Source organism: Peribacillus sp. YIM B13481 (genome assembly GCF_042787985.1).
GTDB classification, from domain to species: Bacteria; Bacillota; Bacilli; order Bacillales; family DSM-1321; genus Peribacillus; species Peribacillus simplex_A.
In genome coordinates this window covers 40064-59126 of record NZ_JBHZPE010000030.1, presented here as the reverse complement: position 1 = coordinate 59126, position 19063 = coordinate 40064, and the positions used below count along the sequence as shown (strand labels likewise).

Here is a 19063-nt window from a genome sequence, read left to right as displayed (position 1 = left end):
TCGTTATCAATGGGGGCTAAGGAAAATGGCCCCGGTACAATACCGGGACCATTTATTAGCTGCTTAGGCACTTTTTTATACTGTCCGTAAAATGGGGCACAGTTCATCATACTGGGCTTTTCTTTTGATATATATTTAGGTACACGAAATAAATCATTCGCTTATTTTAACCATTTTTAGTAAACTGGCAATGACTATTTTAATTAGAAGGTGAAGGGATATGAGGGAAACCTTAGTGGATGAACGGGTAAGAGGGAATGACAAAATCTGGACACGTGACTTTATCATGATCTGTTTGGCAAATCTATGCATCTTCATGGGATTTCAAATGACGATGCCGACCCTCCCGCTGTTTGTTGAGAAGCTTGGTGGTGATGACCGTCTGGTGGGGGCTGTCCTTGGAATCTTTACTTTTTCGGCCTTGCTTGTTCGGCCAATTGCCGGCAGATTATTGGAAACGAAGGGAAGGCGAATCGTTTTTATTATCGGGTTAGCCATTTTCGCATTGTCCGTGGGTTCCTTCGGTTTTATGGGCAGCATCGGCTTGTTATTCATGATGCGGATTGTACAGGGCGTCGGCTGGGGATTTTCATCAACGGCTTCAGGAACAATAGCTTCCGATATAATCCCCGCGAAACGGCGTGGTGAGGGGATGGGTTACTACGGTTTGTCGGGTAACTTAGCATTGGCATTCGGTCCATCATTGGGTCTATTTCTAGTTACGGTCCTTCCGTTTCAAGAGTTGTTCTTGATCTGTTCATTATTAGGATTGTTTGCCATCATTTCAGCATCACTTATTCGATATCAAAAAGTGGATAGTGATCCTTCGACGGCAGTGGCAGCCAAAAGGTTCGATATATATGAAAAAAGTGCCCTTCAGCCATCTTTACTCATTTTCTTCATTTCCGTCACATTTGGTGGAATTGCAACCTTCCTTCCTCTTTATACAGCGGAAAAAGGGGTAGATGGAATTCAGTGGTACTTTTTAGTATATGCAATGGCCCTCATGGTCACGAGATTATTCTCGGGTCGATTATATGACCGAAGGGGACATCGGGCAATATTCATTCCTTCAACAGTGCTCATCATGACTGGGATGCTGCTGCTTGCGTGGATGCCGGGTGAAGCGGTCCTTTACATCGCGGCAGTGCTTTATGGATTTGGGTTCGGCTCAGTTCAGCCGGCGCTTCAGGCATGGTCGATTGAAAAGACGGCAGCCAATCGAAAGGCGATGGCGAATGCAACATACTTTTCCTTTTTCGATCTTGGAGTGGGTATAGGTGCTATTGTGTTCGGACAGATAGGCTATCTCTTAGGCTATAGAAGCATCTATATCACGGCAGCAGTCTCGATTTTCATATCAATGATCGTTTATTTATGCATTATCAGGAGCGAGGAAAAGTAAAAATCAATTAAGACTTTGGATGACTTCAGTTGAAGTCATTCTTTTTTTGAGTCGGGAGGAAGACACTGGTTTCCGTTGTTTTATCAGGGTATCATCCTTAATATTTAAAAAATGGAAAAACTTTGTTATTATCAAAAAGAGAATATACATACGATGATATAAGGCCTAATAGAAGGAAGGGGAATCTGGGGATGAATGATTCTTCAAACGAAGAAATGACATTAGAAAGCAGGAAGCGCATTTTCCAAGAAGAGCTGGGTGTTTTATGGGAAAGGCGGCTCATCCCTAAATCAGAATATATCCGGATTAGCAAGGCCTACGAAAGGCATTTCCAATTAGCCCTCTATAAACAAAAGTGCTTAGAGCATGAAAAAAGGAAATCCATTCAAGGACCTGAGACGATTATCGGTGAAAGTCCCGACAAGAAGGTTCAAGATAGCCTGATTGAAGAATCTTCATTGGAATTACTGGAATCTGGTGGATTGAAAAAATCGATAATGAAAGATGAGAAGACCGGATTTGAGCCTAATGAATCAGTTTTGGAGGATAGTCTTGAACCTATCAAGGGAATCCCTGAAAGGACACCGGTTATTGAACAGCAGGAAATCAAGCGGGAGAAACCAGCAAAACCAGTAAAACCGAAGAAAACACCTGAGCAGATCAGGGAACGGAATATCTCTGTCATCCTGCTTACGGGGGTCATATTGCTTCTGTTCGGCGGGGTGATTTTGGCAACCTCTTCATGGGGGGATTTGAATGCAGTCCTGAAAGTTTTCTTCATTGGAATGGTATCCGGCATTTTTGCGGGAATGGCCTTCATCGCTTCAAAGCTGAAAATTAAACAGACCGCTTTTGCATTCCTGACGCTAGCGGGTTTATTTATCCCGATTACGATTTTATCAGCTTCATATTATCGGATTTTTGGAGAGTACCTTTCACTTAATGGTGGGGGGCGGGGGCTTCTGGGGTTTCTTGGAGGATTACTCTGCTTAGCCATTTATTTTAAGATCGCTGACTATTTTAAGTCGAAAATATTCATATTCATTTCCATATTCACGTTCGGTATTACCTGCTATTTCGGTTTAGCTTTTGTGACGCCGACTATCGAGTGGATGTTTTTGACGATTGGCATTCTTAACTTAATACTTTTATGGAATATTGAACAATTGAAAAGTCAAAAAGCCTTAACGATATTCAAACCATTCATTTTTCAATTCATCCAGTTTAAGATCATCGTGGAGGCCTTTGCGATCTTGACGTTATTTTCAAGTAACTTTGTCTATTCGCTAACGTTGATGGTCTTTTCTGTTTTGTTTTTAGTTTTTTCCGTTAAATTCCAAAAGAAACATTATGAAATGGCTTTTAGTGCCGTTTTCACTTATGGATATATCCATTTTGTTTTTAATTCATTTTTAAGTGAGTACGTGGTCATTGCTTTTGCACTTGTACCAATCATTTTTACAGCTCTTTCAAAATATCTGGCCAAATTCAAAATGAATAAGCTTTCCAGGAATTTCATGTTTACCAGTTTGATTGAGAGCGGGATTGTCTTCCTATATATAAACGCAATGGTGTACCAGGAAAACTATGCGCAAATATTCATCGCGCTCATGATAGTATCCGCACAGCTTGTCTATGTTTCCCTTCAATCGAGAAATTCAAGCTTCACGTACCCGGCGGTTGTTGTTTTCAACTTAGCGTTCGTATATCTTTTCTTTGCCTTGCCAGTCTCTTTTTCTACCGTTTTAAATCTGATTTTTATCCTTCAGGTCATTCAATATCTTGGATTATATTTATATAACCACCCAAGGTACAGCCTGTTTAGGAGGAGTATCTTACTTATCTCCCCAATGATCATGTTAATGATACTGACCAGTAAATTCAGCGAGATGGATTGGCTTGCAGTTAGCGCCGCCCTCGCCATGATCTCTGGACTTTTCTTCATCACATATATAAAAGACGATACAAAGCATATGAAGGAAAACGCCATTTACGGATTTCCAATCACTTTCGTTCTGGCTTTGGTTGCTTTCTATCCATATTTGTTGGAAAGTTTAGAGTGGGCCCGTTCAAATATCCCGGTCAGCCTCTATTTAATGGGGGTTTCCCTGATTTCCATCGGTGGGGCTTACACATTAAAAAAGGGATATCATAAATTCTTTCCTGTTTTTGCATATAGTGGTCAGATTCTTTCCTTCCTTTCCTTTTTATGGATTCCGTTCAATTCACTGAATCCTTTAGAGGCAAGCGGAGTGATTGCCGTAGCTGCTGCAATAAATGGTTGGTCCGTCCATATACATCGGAAGCACATATTCTGGGTGCCTGTCGTGATTTCAAGTGCCGGCTTATATGCTTCGCTCTACGATGTTTTTGATTTTGGTTCAATGGTGTTGAAGATTGCGTTCGTGCTGACCGGCCCTATTATCTTTTTCCTTTTAGGGGAATGGCTTGGGAATTATTCGAAAAATGGGAAACAGTACTTCATTTACGCAAGTCACCTTGCCAATATACTGGCGATTCCTGTTGGATATTTGCTCATTGTCAATACGGAAAGTTCACCGTTCCTATATACTGCACAGCTGTTGATCTATATTTTGAGTGTTTGGCGGGCACATGTGAAATGGGAAAAATACGTTTTTACGTACCTAGGGTTTTCAGTTCTTTTCCTACAGGTCCACTTATTTTTGGCAAACATGGGGCAAATGGTATTCATTACATCAATATGCTTGATGATAACAACTGGAATCATAACCATTCTGTGGGCGGTTTCCAATAAGAATTGGAAAGGCATCATGGAGTATTACCTTATTCCATTCATTCATTTAGGCATAAGCATATCCATATTGGAAACGGCAATCCGGGATTTTCCGCTTGACTGGGGATTGGTCTGGGTCGGGGTGATGACTGTACAGTTCTTGTTTACCTGGTATCTGCTCATGAAAAGGAATTGGCGGAACTATGTAGTGGTTCCTCTAAGCCTGGCGTTCATTTTTTACAATATGTATGTAAATACATTACCCCTGATTATGACGATTATCGTATTATTTTTATGCACGGCTGTGATGGTGTTTGCCAGCAGTCGCCATTTCAAAGGATTGGTCAGCCAAGAGGAATCGAAGAGATTCATTGATTATTATAGGATTTATGGCTTGTTATATCTATGTACTCTGAATCTGGAAGTGTTTACGAGCGATACAGGTTCTGCGATTTTGGGGATTTTTGTTTCCCTGCTGTTGCCTAGCTACTTCATCTTGATGAGAAGGCTCACGATCTATAAGAATGAAAGAAGCATTTACTCAGGGATAGCGGCCATCATCGGAATTTTTCCGTTTATCATGATCAAAGACTATGCACATACACTCCCAATCTTCACGAGTTTGGCTGTTCTTATTGGCTGTATGGCAGGAATGTTGTTGTTGAGCAGGCTGTATTCCAGCGGGTTACTCAAGAAAAACGGATCAGGCATCACCAGCTTTGATCCCTTCAGAATCTATGGTTTATTCTTTATGATCGATTTGAATGTAGAGGTTTTTAATAAAACTGATCAACTGTTACTCAAAGTCTTTGTATCGCTCTTGTTAACCGCTTATTTCATTTTCCTGAGAAGCTTCACAAAGGAAAAGCAAGAACGGAAAATCTATTCCAATATTGCTGCTATAGTCAGTCTGTATCCTTTCCTAATCATCGTCATCTATGCCGACAGCCTCTCTGTTGTAATGGGATTGATGGTCCTTTTCAGCTGTATGTTAGGAATGCTATTTTTAAGCCGACGTTATTTCACTGGATTAATCAAAAGGGAAGAAACAGGTATAACCATCGATGCATACAGAGTATATGGCCTGCTATTTTTACTTGCCATGAATAGGGGAGTTGCAGTAACTGAAACACCAAGCCAGTTACTCCAGGTTTTTGCATCACTCTTGATCACGGTTTACTTCATCCTGATTGGCAGTTTCACAAAGGATGTAAAAGAAAAGGGCATCTATGTTTGGCTGACGGGAATTCTCAGTTTGTATCCGTATTGGACCATCATCATGTATGCGGACACGTTACGGCCTTTCGTTGAAACGACAATCCTTTTTGGGTGTACGGCCATGATGGTACTATTAAGCAGGAAATTCTTTAAAGGCATGCTGAATAAAGGCGGGGCAGGACTTCAATTGGATTTTTACAGAGTCTATGGTCTGCTGTTCCTTCTTGCCATGAACATGGATGTTTTGACTGGGGAACCACAATTCATTCTCGAAATCATCGTGGCACTTCTGATTCCGGCCTATTTCATTTTAATGAGAAGCACGACGACAGGAACGATGGAAAGAAAAATCCAATTGGCTGCAGCGATATTGTTCAGTCTTTATCCCTATTGGGTCATCACCGATCAATTTACGATACCAGCGGTACTTGAGGTGGAGGTAAATATTCTGCCGCTTTTCATTATCAGCACCATTCTGCTGAGGAAAATCTTTGTTAAAGGAAAAATCACACAATATATTGAGATTGGTATTGTTTCCCTCCTGTTTTCAGTTTTGATCATTGATGCAATGGCGGGCAACACCTTATATGATGCGCTCATTATCGGAACAGTGTCATTGGCTGCTATGCTCTTTGGATTCATGATGAAATACAAATCCTATTTCATCGCTGGAACTGGCACCATTTTATTCAATGTCTATATGAATACCAACTCGATGTGGGGCGAGATGCCCTGGTGGCTGTATTTAATCATCGGCGGAGGGCTCCTTATCGGGATTGCATCTCTCTTTGAATGGAAAAAACAAAAAGACAACCGGACATCGAAGGAGGTTCTTGAGAAAAATAAACAAAGGATCAAGAATTGGTTCAATCGTTGGAATTAATTAATCGTATTGTTAAACCACTGTAAGGTTAATGAAGAAGAAGCGCTAAGCGGCGTTACGAATAATAGAGCATCAAAAAAACGCTTGGATTTTCCAAGCGTTTTTTTGATGCTCAAGACGAACAAGAGCTGCATGAAGAACAGCTAGAAGAGGAATCAGAACTGCTGTCATGGGAACTGTTATGATCACCACCATGAACGGCATGACCGGATTCAGAGGAAACCGCGGTCGGTTCTTTCCCAAAAATATCTTTAAATTCACTGTCAAAATCATCGGTGCTGGCATAAGTGAAATAGGCAGGAGCTGCGTAGTCCGTCTGGTTGTAATTTTTCTGCCAATTCAATTCTTTCAAGGGACGATTTTCTTTAAATTGGGAAGTGAAACATTCAAAGGTCCGTTCCGCTTGGGCACTTGTCGGTTTTCGCATATATTTCTCTTTTAACTGCTCCAGTTCCATCGTTTCAAAATCGCGGAGAAACGTTAGCCCTTTATCATGCTTGAAAAACTTGCCCCATTTTTGGATTGAAGGGGAGTCAACCGTAAATAGCTGTATATAGTAAAAGTCAAAAAGAGTGCGTTCTTCAGGTTTGAAAACGGGTTGTGAATGAGGATGGTGCTGAATGGCCCTACCGATGAAAGTCTGGCAAAACTCATTATATTCCTGTCCATAATCCAGCATGATATGCCACAACTCATCGATGACTGAATTAAACATTTCAACTTTTCCAAACACAGCAGCCATAATCAAGTAGCGTTTCAATTCACGCCATGCCTGATTGACCCTTATCTGTGAATCCCTTGGATGCTTCAGTCGGAATTCAGTATTGACCTTTTCCATATAATCGATATCCAGTGCTTTGTTAAGCTTTTCTATCAATGCTTCTGAAACGATTTCCGTTGCATGCAGATCTAAAGTTTCCGCATGGTATTTACGGAATTCATTTTGATAGCGTTCCAATTTTGCCGGCTCACTTTGCCTTTTCATGAAATTGACCAGGAAAACAGCAAAAATTGCCGCGAGAATGACATAAAAGAAGGTCATTTTGTTCACTCCTCTTAATCTATGGATATATTACTTTAACATTATCTTACATGTTATTGGAAGGGATTGTAAGTCATTACTGTGATTTTTAACCCTGAAACGGGATGCGTCCTTTTTTTGGTATGGAAGGGCTATTTAATTGCAAAGATCAAGCACTTCAAATAATGCCTCCAATCTAGTATAGTTAGTAAGGAAAAGGGGTGAAGGCATGTACTTGACAGTAAAAGAGACTGCGGAATATTTATCGATGCCGGAATCTTATATAGAAAGTTTGATCGTTCAAAATAAAATTCGCACCGTTCATGACGGTGAGCAGGTATATAATAACATTTAGACAAAACTATGTTATTCCCTTTAAAAACCTTTAAACACATTGATGTGTCTGGGTTTTTAAGGGGGTATTTTTTTATCTAATATTTTGAAAATTGAGACAGAATATAAACTTTATGCTATTCTTAATAGGGGAATATACGTTTGTATTTTGGGCAGGAGGATAGAAAATGGATAGCAAAATAACCAACAATAATACAAATAAAGTAATCGAGGTATTATAAAGCTGTACAATATATGCAAGATACATTTGTTAGGACAACATTTGTATCCACAAATAGTATAGTTCAAGGTGAATAAACACCTATTTTATGGAAAAAATCATTGGAGAATATGGCATAGTGATAGATTTTGCTTACCGGTCTTTTGTCTGGACCAATGAGGCAAAAGGAAAGGCTGCTGTCCATTGTGTAATAATAGGTTTTTCAAAAGGTACCCTCAAGAAAAAGAAAATTTTTGACGGTGACGAAGTAATACTTACCCAAAATATCAATCCTTATCTAGTAGATGCTCCTACTGTGTTTATTGAAAGCAGGAAAAATCCTCTCGTGAATGTTGCTAAAATAAATTATGGAAGTATGCCCATAGATAATGGATTTTTGATACTATCGAATGATGAAAAAAAACAGTGTGTAGATGAGAATCCCGACACAGAAATCTTATTAAAAAGATATGTTGGCGGTGACGAACTAATAAATAATAAAATTCGTTGGTGTTTATGGCTCAAAGATACTCCAGACCCCAGATTAATTCGGAAATCAAGATTTATTATGGACCGGATTAGAAACACAAAACAATTTAGAGAAACCAGTAAAAGAATAGCTACTAATAAATTAGCTGATTATCCTATGCTATTCGGTGAAATAAGACAGCCTGACAGTCAATATATAGCTATCCCAAAAGTATCATCCGAAAGAAGACGTTACATCCCTATATCAATTGTTGAACCTAACGTAATTGCAAATGGGAGTTTACTAATTATTTCTGAAGCCAATTTGTATAATTTCGGCATATTAACATCAAATGTACACATGGCCTGGATGAGGACGACTTGTGGTCGTATGAAAAGCGATTATCAATATTCTGCCAGTGCTGCCAACAGAAACATGAAAAGACCGCAATGCTTTCTTGAAGAAGAACATTGCAGCCTTTTGTTTCTTTGTTTCAGAGGTGAAAATAAATAGTGAGTTCTTAGAAATCTATAACGTGATATTATGACTCCTACGAAAAATCTGCTAAAAATGGTCACTGAAAGAATAGGGTCTTCTAAAATGGCCAACACACCCAAATACTCCAAAGCCAAATGGCTGCCATAAATCCATATTACTAATCATCAATTAAGGGTTCACGAAAAGACTCTTTTCTATCTTCGACTATCATGCGCAATCCACGCTTTGGTCTGAGTGTAATAGACGGAAGTGGTTTTACTTCATGATGGTCCGGCGCAAGCTTTATCCGATATCGTTGAGCAATGCACGCTAAAACAAGCACAGCTTCCATCATTGCGAAATGATTACCGATACAAACTCTCGCCCCTCCGCCAAATGGAAAGTAAGCGAACGGAGGTAGAGTTTTCACAAAGTTGTTTTCAAATCGCTCAGGATTAAAAGACTCTGGATTATCAAAATACTCTGGCTTGTGGTGCATCACATACTGACTTAACAAGAGCATATCGCCTTTTTTAAAATGATATCCTCCTATTACCACATCCTCCTCCACTTTCCGTGATACTATATAGCCAGGCGGGTATATGCGCATTGATTCATTGATAATATTTTGTGTGTACGTTAATTTCATATAATCGCCAGGAGTAGGGTTACGATTGCCGATTACGCTATCTATTTCATTGAAAAGTTTAGTTTCCACTTCAGGGTGTTGTGAAAGCAAGTATAAGGTCCAGGAAAGCACGTTTGCAGTTGTTTCGTGACCGGCAAGGAAAATGGTCATTAGCTCATCACGTACCTGCTGGTTTGTCATAGCTAAGCCATCCTCATCATCTCGAGCATCCATTAGAATCCCAAGCATGTCCTCATGTCTCTCTGCATCTGCCCTACGTTTTTCAATAAAGTTATAAATCACTGTATCAAGTCTTTGTATCGAATTTTTAAATTCACGGTTATTTTTAGTCGGAACCCATAGTGGCAATTGAAGAAGTGTTCTCATCCTTTTAACAGCAATTCTCATAGATGCTTCTATAGGTTCCCCGAGCTCGTCATATCCTTCTTTGAGGTTCATACTGAACATGGTCTTGCTGATAATACCGAGAGCAAGGCTCATCATATCCTCCGTAATAATCCGTTCTTCCCTGTTTTTCCAATCGGAAATATAGTTCATTGTTATATCAATCATATCCTGTGCATAATTGCTAATATGAGACCTTTTGAAAGAAGGTTGAATAAGCCTTCTTTGGCGCATGTGAATTTCTTTTTCACTTGTAAGAAGGCCTTCTCCAAGTAATGGTTTTAAAGCATGGAAGTCCTTAGATTTCAAGAAGGATTTTTGTTTTGTTACAAGTACCTGCTTAATTAAATCTGGATTTGAAATGAAGTAAACATTTTGGAAAGGTCCAAAACGAATTTTAGCAACATCTCCATATTCTTTTGCTAAGTGGGTAAGAAAGCCAAGTGTATCTGAAATAAACTCCTTTGAATGGCCAGTAATTAGTCTTCCTTTTGGGCCCTTGGGAGAATCATGTGAAAAATCTGTGTCACTCAATGGTTTGTTCCTCCATTTCGAAATAATTACTTGTAATCATTCTATGAGGAAAGTATAAATTGGTTTGGACAGGTTGTTAAAAAGAAGACTAACAAATATTTTTTTTAAAAAAAGTTTAAACAAATTGAATGAAATTACAAATGTGGATAATGGAGTTAGTATAGTTTCATGGACACATTTTAGTTAAGTCCTTACAATGATTTTTGAGAGGATGTGTCCGTCTTGGAACGTAAGAATACAGGTGAAAAATATAATAATGAATTCAAGAAGACTATTGTTTGAAAAATGTTATCCTTATCCTTAGTAGCTGCTCCAAAATATTTTTTATTGGATTTGAAAACTAAGTTTGATTGTTTATAAAAGACTGATCATTAGTAATTTGTTTCTGGAAGAGATTGGCGATTCGATCAGGAGCTGTCTCGTGATGAACGGGTAGAGGGAGGCTACATCTAATAGGTTAACTTTCACCAAAATTGGCAGCCCTTAAGAGTAGCCCTTTTATGTACTATCAATAAAAGTGACGTCAATAGGTAATTACATACCTGAGACAAAATAAGTCTGTACGTAATTAATCACCGACAGTGTAGTCGCAGGTCTCATTTTACAACAAAAAATGTTTAGTCTCAGTGAATCGTATTGAAGAAGTTTTACTGGCATATAAACTATTTTATGTAGGTTGCTATCGAGCAAAAGAAAGATGTCTATGTTAGCTATGAAGGAGTGACGAATTAATTGTATATAACAGTAGAGGAAACGGCTGATTACTTATCGGTGTCTGTACCATATGTGGAGAAATTAATTTTACAAGGGAAAATAAGAGTTTTGCATGACGGTGAGGGTGAAGTATTGGTCTACAAGGAACAGTTCAAGACCCATTTTGAACAGCTTGAGAAATATAAAAAGTTAGTGGAGGAGTTGGAGAATGAACCAATTCCAGAAGATAAAGATATTAAAGATGAAGACTAATAAAGGCTAATACCTACGTTTATCTAACAACCTTAATGTCAGATCTTCAGCTCGTTACAGGGACATAAAATTATATTTATATAAATTAAAATTACATTGGGAATACAAAGCGTAAACTGGATAAAAACAATTCAGATTATAATAATATAGTTTTATCTAAATGTTATTATATATTCGCCTGTTAATTATTAAGGGTTTTGTCCTTCTTTTAGTTTTATCCCAATTAAAAATACAGTGATATCAAAGATTAATTAGTTTTATCTCATAGTAATTTATAATATACACCCATCATTTGATTTTTAAAGAGCAGTTTAATATGCATCTTGAACAGATGGAGAAGTATAAGAAGCAATTAGCGGATTATTATAACGAGCCCATCCCCGAAGATATCGATGTGAAGGATGAGGATTAGCATCTGCCCATTTGGCAGATGTTTTTTCATGCATGAATGGCAGTGGAATTAAGGAACCGGATGTTCTAAAAAGGTCTTATCTAACGTCCGCATAATGGGGCTTACTGATGATTCAAATAATTTTGTTGTCAATGTAAGGTATTTGTAGTAGAATCCCTCAATTCCGTGTAAAATAGGAATTATCACAGCAGAATGGTAGTTAGGAGATAGGTAAGTGGTAAAAGAGTATTTGCAAAGCGAAGGTTTTTCAAGGTTAATTACATTAATTGTGTTAGTCCTCTTTTTAATAAGCATCGGAAGTATGGTTAATATCGTGTTATTCACATTTGTTTTCACTTTCTTGATGGGAAGGCTGGAGCAATTTATCATGATTCGGCTAAATAAAGTGATGCATATCAACTCAAAGGTTGTTATTAGCTTTTTATATGCAGTCGTTATTTCTTGTTTAGCCATCGTTCTTTATAAATATCTACCGGTCATAACGTTGCAATTTACGGAATTAGTTACACAAATCGTTTTCTTCTTTCAACATCCTCCCGATAGTCGGGTCATTCAATACGCCATTAGTTTAATGAACGAGAACGGATCGCCGCTCGATCTTCAAAAACAGATGAATACTCTTTATCTTTATGTATCTGATTTCGGCAAACTGGCATTACAGATTTTCCTTTCTATACTGCTTAGTCTATTTTTCTTATTGGAAAAAGATAAAATTATTCGTTTTACTTCTAAATTTAAGCGGGGTAAATTCAAATCCTTCTTTATAAATCTTGGTCACTTTGGAGTTAAGTTCATCAATTCTTTCGGAAAGGTAATTGAGGTCCAGTTCTTAATAGCCATTACGAATGCAGTCCTTTCGGTATTTTTCTTATGGATTCTTGGATTTCCACAGTTGATCGGTCTAGGAATTATGATTTTCTTCCTAGGGTTGATTCCGGTTGCAGGAGTTATTATCTCCTTAGTTCCACTTAGCATGATTGCCTACAGTATCGGCGGTATGCCAAAAGTGATTGCTGTGTTTATCATGATTGTTGTGATCCATTCACTTGAAAGCTATATTTTAAATCCGAAATTCATGTCGGCAAAAACAAATCTTCCAACATTTTTCACCTTTATCATCCTATTGTTTTCCGAGCATTTCCTTGGGATATGGGGATTGATCATCGGGATACCGATCTTCATCTTCCTGTTGGATATGTTAGATATTGAAGAGGGGACTAAGGAAGTCCCATGATAATCATTTAAGCAGCGGCCACGCTAATTTGGCCGCTGCTTATTTTTGTTCGATTAAACCTTTAGAAAGTTGGCACTATCTGTTTCCAATATAATAACCATTAATTGGAATAGAGGTGAAAAAAGTCTGTGTGTTTACTCATTAAAGCATAATTACGTTTCTAATTTACTGAGTTAATTGATTAATAATTTATTTTACTAAAGTTAATTGTCCGACTTTTTATTGCATAAAAAAACAAATAAACGTATAATATTCTTGAAGGAATAAACTGAATCTTCTATAAAATTAGATTTATCTGTTTTTTTTTGAAAAAAATAGAGTTTACGAGAGAGAAGAGGGGATTATTTTGAAAAAGGTTTCTTTTTTAGTTTTTGCCATGGTAACTTCTTTGTTATTAGTCATGACAGGATGCGGGAAGGATAAGGAAGTCTCGACAACCAGTAAAGAAGAAGAGTCCAGTGGAAAAACACTCAGGATCGTGACGGACGCCAATTATGCTCCATTTGAATTTCTTGAAGGTGATAAGATTGTAGGATTCGATGTTGATTTCATCAATGCTGTTGCTAAAGAAGCGGGTTATGAAGTTAAATTGGAAACCGTTGGTTGGGATCCGATTTTTGTTGAAATTGAATCTAAGAGAGCGGATGTCGCAATTTCTGCGATTACTGTGAATGACGAAAGAAAACAATCTTATGATTTTTCGGTTCCTTACTTTTTATCCACAAACAAGATTCTCGTTCCAGAGAAAAGTGATATAAAATCAGGAAATGAATTGAAAGGGAAGGTCATTGCCGTTCAGACTGGTACAACCGGACAGGAAGCGGTAGAGAAACTCCTTGGAAAAAATCACAAGGACATCAAGAAATTCGAAAATAATAACCTGGCCATTCAGGAATTACTAAAAGGGGGAGCTTCGGCTGTCGTAGCTGATAATACGGTTGTTGAAGAATATGTGAAAAATAACCCAGATCAAAAACTGAAAGTCGTTGAAGATAGCAATAGTTTCAATAAGGAATTCTATGGTCTTATGTTCCCAAAAGGCAGTGAATTGAAATCGGAGTTCGATAAAGCAGTGAATGCCATTTATAAAAATGGTAAATACGCAGAAATTTATAAAGAGTGGTTTGGTACTGATCCAGATATCGAAACATTGAAAGCACAACAATAAAAACAAGTGGATAGTAGAAGATTGCGTAACTTTACGTGTGAAGTTACGCAGTTTTTTTGGTCTTTAGGAGGGGAACGGAATGAGTTTTCGCTGGGATATTATTTTTGAATATGCTCCTTTCTTATTAAAAGGAACATTACTTACTATAGGGCTGTCGGTTTCCTCCATCCTCATCGGAACCTTTTTGGGGTTATTGATCGGTTTAGGGAAAATCATGAGAAACAAAATGCTTGCCTTTCCATTTTACTGTTATGTCACGGTTTTTCGCGGAACACCGCTATTAGTTCAAATCTTTTTAATCCATTTTGGCATTGTGCCCTTTTTTACCGGGGAAACGAATGCAGTAACTGCTGGGGTCATTGCTTTATCTTTAAATGCAGCCGCATATATTGCGGAAATTTTCCGTGCGGGCATTCAATCCATCGATAAAGGGCAAATGGAAGGGGCACGTTCATTGGGAATGACCCATACCCAAACAATGATTCATATTGTATTACCTCAAGCTTTTAAACGAATGATCCCTCCGTTGGGAAATGAATTCATCGTATTATTGAAGGATTCATCCCTGCTTTGTGTCATTGCAGCACCAGAATTAATGTATTGGGGGAAAGCGATGGGGAGTCAGTATTTTAAAGTTTGGGAGCCATATTTGGCATGTGCCTTCATTTATTTATTCCTGACCCTCATTTTAAGTTTCGTATTAAATAGACTCGAAAGAAGGTTGAAAACAGAATGATCAAGGTCGAGAATCTAAAGAAGTCATTTGGGGAAAATGAAGTATTGAAAAATATCAATGCAATCGTTGCACCTCAGGAAGTAGTGGTGGTAATTGGGCCTTCTGGATCGGGTAAATCCACTTTCCTTAGGTGTATCAATCAACTTGAAACGATAACGGGAGGCCATATTTTCATCGAGGGACTTGATACGACAGACAAGAAGGTCAATATCAATAAAGTTCGAACGGAAGTTGGCATGGTATTTCAGCATTTTAACTTATTCCCACATAAGACTGTTCTTGAGAATATTATGCTCTCGCCTTTAAAGGTCCGCAAGATTTCCAAAGAACAGGCTTCCCAAAGAGGCATTGAACTGCTTAAGAAAGTGGGGCTTGCCGAGAAAGCAAACGCATACCCGGATTCATTATCGGGGGGACAAAAGCAACGTGTGGCAATCGCCAGGGCGTTGGCGATGGAACCCAAAATCATGTTATTCGATGAGCCGACTTCCGCTCTTGATCCGGAAATGGTCGGTGAAGTCCTTGAGGTCATGAAGCAACTGGCCAAGGAGGGCATGACCATGGTGGTGGTGACCCATGAGATGGGGTTCGCAAAAGAAGTTGGCGATCGCGTGATTTTCATGGATGAAGGTTATATTATCGAAGAAAATATCCCCAGTGAGATTTTTGATAATCCCCAGCAGGGAAGAACCAGAGCCTTCTTGAGTAAAGTGCTATAATTACGCTTTTTAAAAAAAACCTTCCGTTAATGGAGGTTTTTTTTAGGAACATATCATTGGCTTCATTTGATGCATGAAGCGCCTAAAAGCGATTCAGGGCTTTTACCGAGCACAAGCATACTGATTTTGGCATATCCAATATTTTTATATTGGGAGAAGGTCTGAAGTAATACCTGGAAATTCGGATCATCCTTTAACTTTTGAACTTCCTCTATATATAATCTAATAACGGAGGGCATAACGAATTCAGGGGTACATTCGTTAGGGGTTACATCCATGATTAATGTCCCCATAAATTGATATTTAAATTGAAAAGCCCGTGTTAAGGCAACGACATGGAGCAGTTTATTAAATAGTTCGGGGTGTGAACTTTTAATTTTCTCCAGAGTTGCTTCTGCTGCATGTAACTCATCGACATTAGATAAAGTGATCATGAATATCTCCTTTCCGAAACTATGGAATCCATCGGCATTTACCGTGCTTACCAAGTCTAACCCCGCCCTTACGTATTGTAAAATGGTTAGATGTTATCATGTGCATAACCAAAATCTATGATAGTGCTTACAACGATCATGCCTTTTAATTCACTCTTTATGTGACAACGCTTCCCTCGTATATTTCAGCCATTCTTTTGCAGCGCATGAAAGGTAATGGTCCTTACTCCAAATGAATCCCAAATTCCAACTAATGGAGGGGGTTTTAACCTTGATGGACTTTACGCGTTCATCCTTACGACATAAACTTTCAGGCAATAGAGAAACGCCAAGTCTACAGTAGACCATTTCCTCAATAAAATCCCAGCGTGAGCTTTCCGTGACGATATGTGGAGAGAAACCTGCTTCATTACAGGATGAAATGACGAGATCACGAAGGACGTAATCTTTATTGAATAAGATGAAAGACTCGTTTTCCAGGTCGGCCAAATCGATTTCTTCCCGACAAGCATATTGATGGGAGGGATGAACTATCAAGTTGATGTCTTCTTTTAAAAAAGCAAAATGATGAAAAAGTGCGGTGTTGGTTGGCAGGACTATTACGCCTATATCAATTAAGTCATTTTGGACTGATTCTTCAATTTTCTTTGAACCATCCTCTACTAATTGAAAGGTAATATTGGGATAGTCCTCATGGAAACGGCTAAGAATTCGGGGGAAGAAAGAGGCGTCGATGATCGGCGGCAAACCGATGCGTATATGCCCCTTTTTTAAACCTAATAAATTGTCCATTTCCGTTTCTAAATTGTGAAAGGCCTTATCAATCAATTTTGCCTGCTCTAAGACGACCCTGCCAGCATCGGTCAAGATCATTTGCTTACGGGAACGATCAAAAAGTTCAACGCCTAGCTCGGTTTCCAGGTTTTTAATCATCTTGCTTATAGTCGGCTGGGTAATGAATAAATGATCGGCAGCCCGAGTAAAGCTATTGAATTTGGTTACCTCTATAAAGTATTGCAAATGTTTAATATCCATTGCTTCACCTGTTATCCTCATTAAAATTACTTTCATTTTACCTGTAAACGGAAGTGTTTGTAAAACATGATAAGTATTGAGTTACCTAATGTTCATGCTCGCATAAAGAAGCTGGATTCCAAAGGGAACCCAGCTTCTCTAGGACAGGCCATAAGAAAAGTTTGCAGCACATTTTATTTGACCAATAAGACAGGCACAGGGGAATGCTGGACGATGTAGTGACTCACGCTGCCCAGGAATTCCTTGAAACCACTCAATCCGCGGCTGCCCATGATGATAAGGTCACAATTCTGGGATTGTGCATGTTCCAATAAAGCCGTGATGGCTGAACCTTCTACGACAAATGTTTGGGATGGATTCGGGATTTCGGATAATAGCGCTTCCGCTTTTTTTATTACTTCATTGCCATACTTGAGCATGGATTCTTCAATTTCCTGAAAAGCATTGCCATATATATATGGTTTGATTGGAAGTGTAACAGCGTGAAGTACCTGGATTTCGATAGAGGGATCCAGCTTCGTTAATTCAATCGCTTTTTCTAAGGATTTAAGCGCCAATTCAGATTCATCATAAGCAACTAATATTTTTGAACATAGCATGATCTTGTCCTTCCCTTCTTTTGAAGAATATACTAATAGTATATCAGTCTAAATCTTTCGCACAGTTTCATATATTGTAAATTTTGTGAATATTTATTGAAGTTTACGTTAACGTCAATGTTAAAATAAAGGTAAATAATCCCTTTGCAAAGCGTGGTTTTAACACATGTATACCATTTCTGAGTTAGCAAAAGAATTCGAATTGACGACAAGGACTCTCCGATATTATGAGGAACTGGGTATGCTCAGGCCAAAGCGTACTGAAACGGGAAGAAGAGTTTATCGAAAGAAAGAATACGCACAACTCAAAATCATAATGCGCGGTAAGAAGTATGGGTTTTCGTTAGTGGAAATTAAGGATATTGTCCTTTTATTCGATAAGGATGGGACGGGTATTAAGCAATTGGAAAAAACGATAGAAACGGCAGGACAGAAATTAAGCGAAATAAATGAACGCATTAAAGAGCTGGATGGATTGAAGCAGGATTTTGAACAGGTAATCAAAGGCTTTACCGAAACCCTTTGTGAATTGAAGGTGAAACAGGCAAGCGGTGAAATTAATATTGAAAATAGGTTTTATGATCGTGAAAGATGAATATATATTCTAGACGAAACAAATGGGGTGAGGAATTGGAAATTCAAGAAAGCATTGCAGTGGTGACTGGCGGGGCATCAGGTCTGGGAGCGGCGACAGTAAGAAATATCATTAAAAAAGGAGGAAAAGCGGTCATATGTGACCTCTCGGAAGAAAATGGCGCTAAACTGGTGCAAGAATTGGGAGATTCAGTCCTTTTTGTTAAAACGGATGTAACAAGTGAAGAAAGCGTATTGGGAGCGTTGGAAAAAGGAATTGAAAAATTCCAGAGTATCAACACGGTCGTCAACTGTGCTGGTATTGCAATTGCTGAGAAGGTCATAGGCAGGAAAGGTGTACATGAATTGAAAGCGTTCTCAAATGTGGTGACAATCAATTTGGTCGGTACATTTAACGTGATCCGGCTTGCAGCTGAAAAAATGGCCGAAAATGAGCCTAACCAAGAGGGGGAGCGCGGGGTCATTATCAATACTGCTTCGGTAGCTGCCTTTGAAGGACAAATCGGACAAGCTGCATATAGTGCCTCCAAGGGAGGGATTGTTGGGATGACCCTGCCGGTTGCAAGGGAGCTTGCAGCCAAGGGGATACGTGTTGTATCGATTGCACCGGGTCTATTCCAAACTCCGATGTTCGATTCATTGCCTGATGAAGCAAGGACGTCATTAGGTAAAACCGTGCCATTCCCTTCAAGGCTCGGGTATCCCGAAGAGTACGCTAAACTAACGGAAAGCATCATAACGAATCCAATGCTGAATGGGGAAACCATCAGACTGGATGGGGCCATACGAATGTCACCCAGGTAAGTGTGAATTCCCTT

15 protein-coding genes and 1 pseudogene are annotated in these 19063 nt (G+C 38.8%); 11 read left to right on the top strand and 5 right to left on the bottom strand.

Annotation, left to right across the window (positions count from 1 at the left end; genetic code table 11):
- Positions 1–220 precede the first annotated feature (220 nt).
- Positions 221–1405, top strand: coding sequence for an MFS transporter (locus tag ACFX4X_RS16805; RefSeq protein ID WP_377384855.1), 1185 nt, complete (start codon positions 221–223; stop codon positions 1403–1405).
- Positions 1406–1596: 191 nt separating this feature from the next.
- Positions 1597–6261, top strand: coding sequence for a hypothetical protein (locus ACFX4X_RS16800; protein ID WP_377384853.1), 4665 nt, complete (start codon positions 1597–1599; stop codon positions 6259–6261).
- Positions 6262–6373: 112 nt separating this feature from the next.
- On the opposite strand, the gene ACFX4X_RS16795 is transcribed toward ACFX4X_RS16800, so the two are convergent.
- A complete protein-coding gene (locus ACFX4X_RS16795) occupies positions 6374–7303 on the bottom strand; it encodes a glycine-rich domain-containing protein (RefSeq protein WP_377384851.1) in 930 nt (309 codons plus the stop codon).
- A 208-nt stretch (positions 7304–7511) separates the two neighbouring features.
- Here ACFX4X_RS16795 and ACFX4X_RS16790 point away from each other — a divergent pair.
- Positions 7512–7631 (top strand): annotated as a pseudogene (locus ACFX4X_RS16790) (excisionase family DNA-binding protein); the annotation flags it as partial.
- A 313-nt stretch (positions 7632–7944) separates the two neighbouring features.
- Positions 7945–8817: a type IIL restriction-modification enzyme MmeI gene (locus tag ACFX4X_RS16785; RefSeq protein WP_289321016.1), complete on the top strand. Its 873-nt coding sequence runs from the start codon at positions 7945–7947 to the stop codon at positions 8815–8817.
- A gap of 142 nt (positions 8818–8959) precedes the next feature.
- On the opposite strand, the gene ACFX4X_RS16780 is transcribed toward ACFX4X_RS16785, so the two are convergent.
- On the bottom strand, positions 8960–10348 hold the full coding sequence (locus tag ACFX4X_RS16780; protein WP_377384849.1) for a cytochrome P450: 1389 nt from the start codon (positions 10346–10348) through the stop codon (positions 8960–8962).
- A gap of 732 nt (positions 10349–11080) precedes the next feature.
- On the opposite strand from ACFX4X_RS16780, the gene ACFX4X_RS16775 reads away from it, so the two are divergent.
- The 5 genes from ACFX4X_RS16775 to ACFX4X_RS16755 all read left to right on the top strand — a co-directional run bounded on the left by ACFX4X_RS16775 (position 11081) and on the right by ACFX4X_RS16755 (position 15583).
- Positions 11081–11314, top strand: a complete 234-nt coding sequence (locus ACFX4X_RS16775) for an excisionase family DNA-binding protein (protein ID WP_061461713.1) — start codon at positions 11081–11083, stop codon at positions 11312–11314.
- Between the two features lie 626 nt (positions 11315–11940).
- A complete protein-coding gene (locus tag ACFX4X_RS16770; protein ID WP_061461714.1) occupies positions 11941–12960 on the top strand; it encodes an AI-2E family transporter in 1020 nt (339 codons plus the stop codon).
- 346 nt (positions 12961–13306) lie between these two features.
- Positions 13307–14128 carry a transporter substrate-binding domain-containing protein gene (locus ACFX4X_RS16765; protein WP_377384847.1) on the top strand — a complete coding sequence of 274 codons (822 nt, stop codon included), beginning with the start codon at positions 13307–13309 and terminating at the stop codon, positions 14126–14128.
- Between the two features lie 79 nt (positions 14129–14207).
- Positions 14208–14864: an amino acid ABC transporter permease gene (locus ACFX4X_RS16760; RefSeq protein ID WP_377384845.1), complete on the top strand. Its 657-nt coding sequence runs from the start codon at positions 14208–14210 to the stop codon at positions 14862–14864.
- Positions 14861–15583, top strand: a complete 723-nt coding sequence (locus tag ACFX4X_RS16755; protein ID WP_377384843.1) for an amino acid ABC transporter ATP-binding protein — start codon at positions 14861–14863, stop codon at positions 15581–15583. The genes ACFX4X_RS16760 and ACFX4X_RS16755 overlap by 4 nt, the downstream gene beginning before the upstream one ends.
- Before the next feature lie 62 nt (positions 15584–15645).
- Here the strand turns inward: ACFX4X_RS16755 and ACFX4X_RS16750 are convergent, their stop codons facing one another.
- The 3 genes from ACFX4X_RS16750 to ACFX4X_RS16740 all read right to left on the bottom strand — a co-directional run bounded on the left by ACFX4X_RS16750 (position 15646) and on the right by ACFX4X_RS16740 (position 17651).
- Entirely contained in the window at positions 15646–16071 is a 426-nt protein-coding gene (locus tag ACFX4X_RS16750) for a hypothetical protein (RefSeq protein ID WP_377384841.1), read from the bottom strand.
- 96 nt (positions 16072–16167) lie between these two features.
- The gene (gene cidR, locus ACFX4X_RS16745) at positions 16168–17052 is read right to left on the bottom strand and encodes a cidABC operon transcriptional activator CidR (RefSeq protein WP_377384839.1); all 885 of its coding nucleotides are present in this window, start codon (positions 17050–17052) and stop codon (positions 16168–16170) included.
- 173 nt (positions 17053–17225) lie between these two features.
- Positions 17226–17651 carry a universal stress protein gene (locus tag ACFX4X_RS16740; protein ID WP_061461719.1) on the bottom strand — a complete coding sequence of 142 codons (426 nt, stop codon included), beginning with the start codon at positions 17649–17651 and terminating at the stop codon, positions 17226–17228.
- A 166-nt stretch (positions 17652–17817) separates the two neighbouring features.
- On the opposite strand from ACFX4X_RS16740, the gene ACFX4X_RS16735 reads away from it, so the two are divergent.
- Together ACFX4X_RS16735 and ACFX4X_RS16730 are read left to right on the top strand one after the other, a co-directional pair.
- Entirely contained in the window at positions 17818–18246 is a 429-nt protein-coding gene (locus tag ACFX4X_RS16735; RefSeq protein ID WP_284471736.1) for a MerR family transcriptional regulator, read from the top strand.
- 35 nt (positions 18247–18281) lie between these two features.
- On the top strand, positions 18282–19049 hold the full coding sequence (locus tag ACFX4X_RS16730; protein WP_284471735.1) for a 3-hydroxyacyl-CoA dehydrogenase: 768 nt from the start codon (positions 18282–18284) through the stop codon (positions 19047–19049).
- The last annotated feature ends 14 nt before the right edge of the window (positions 19050–19063 follow it).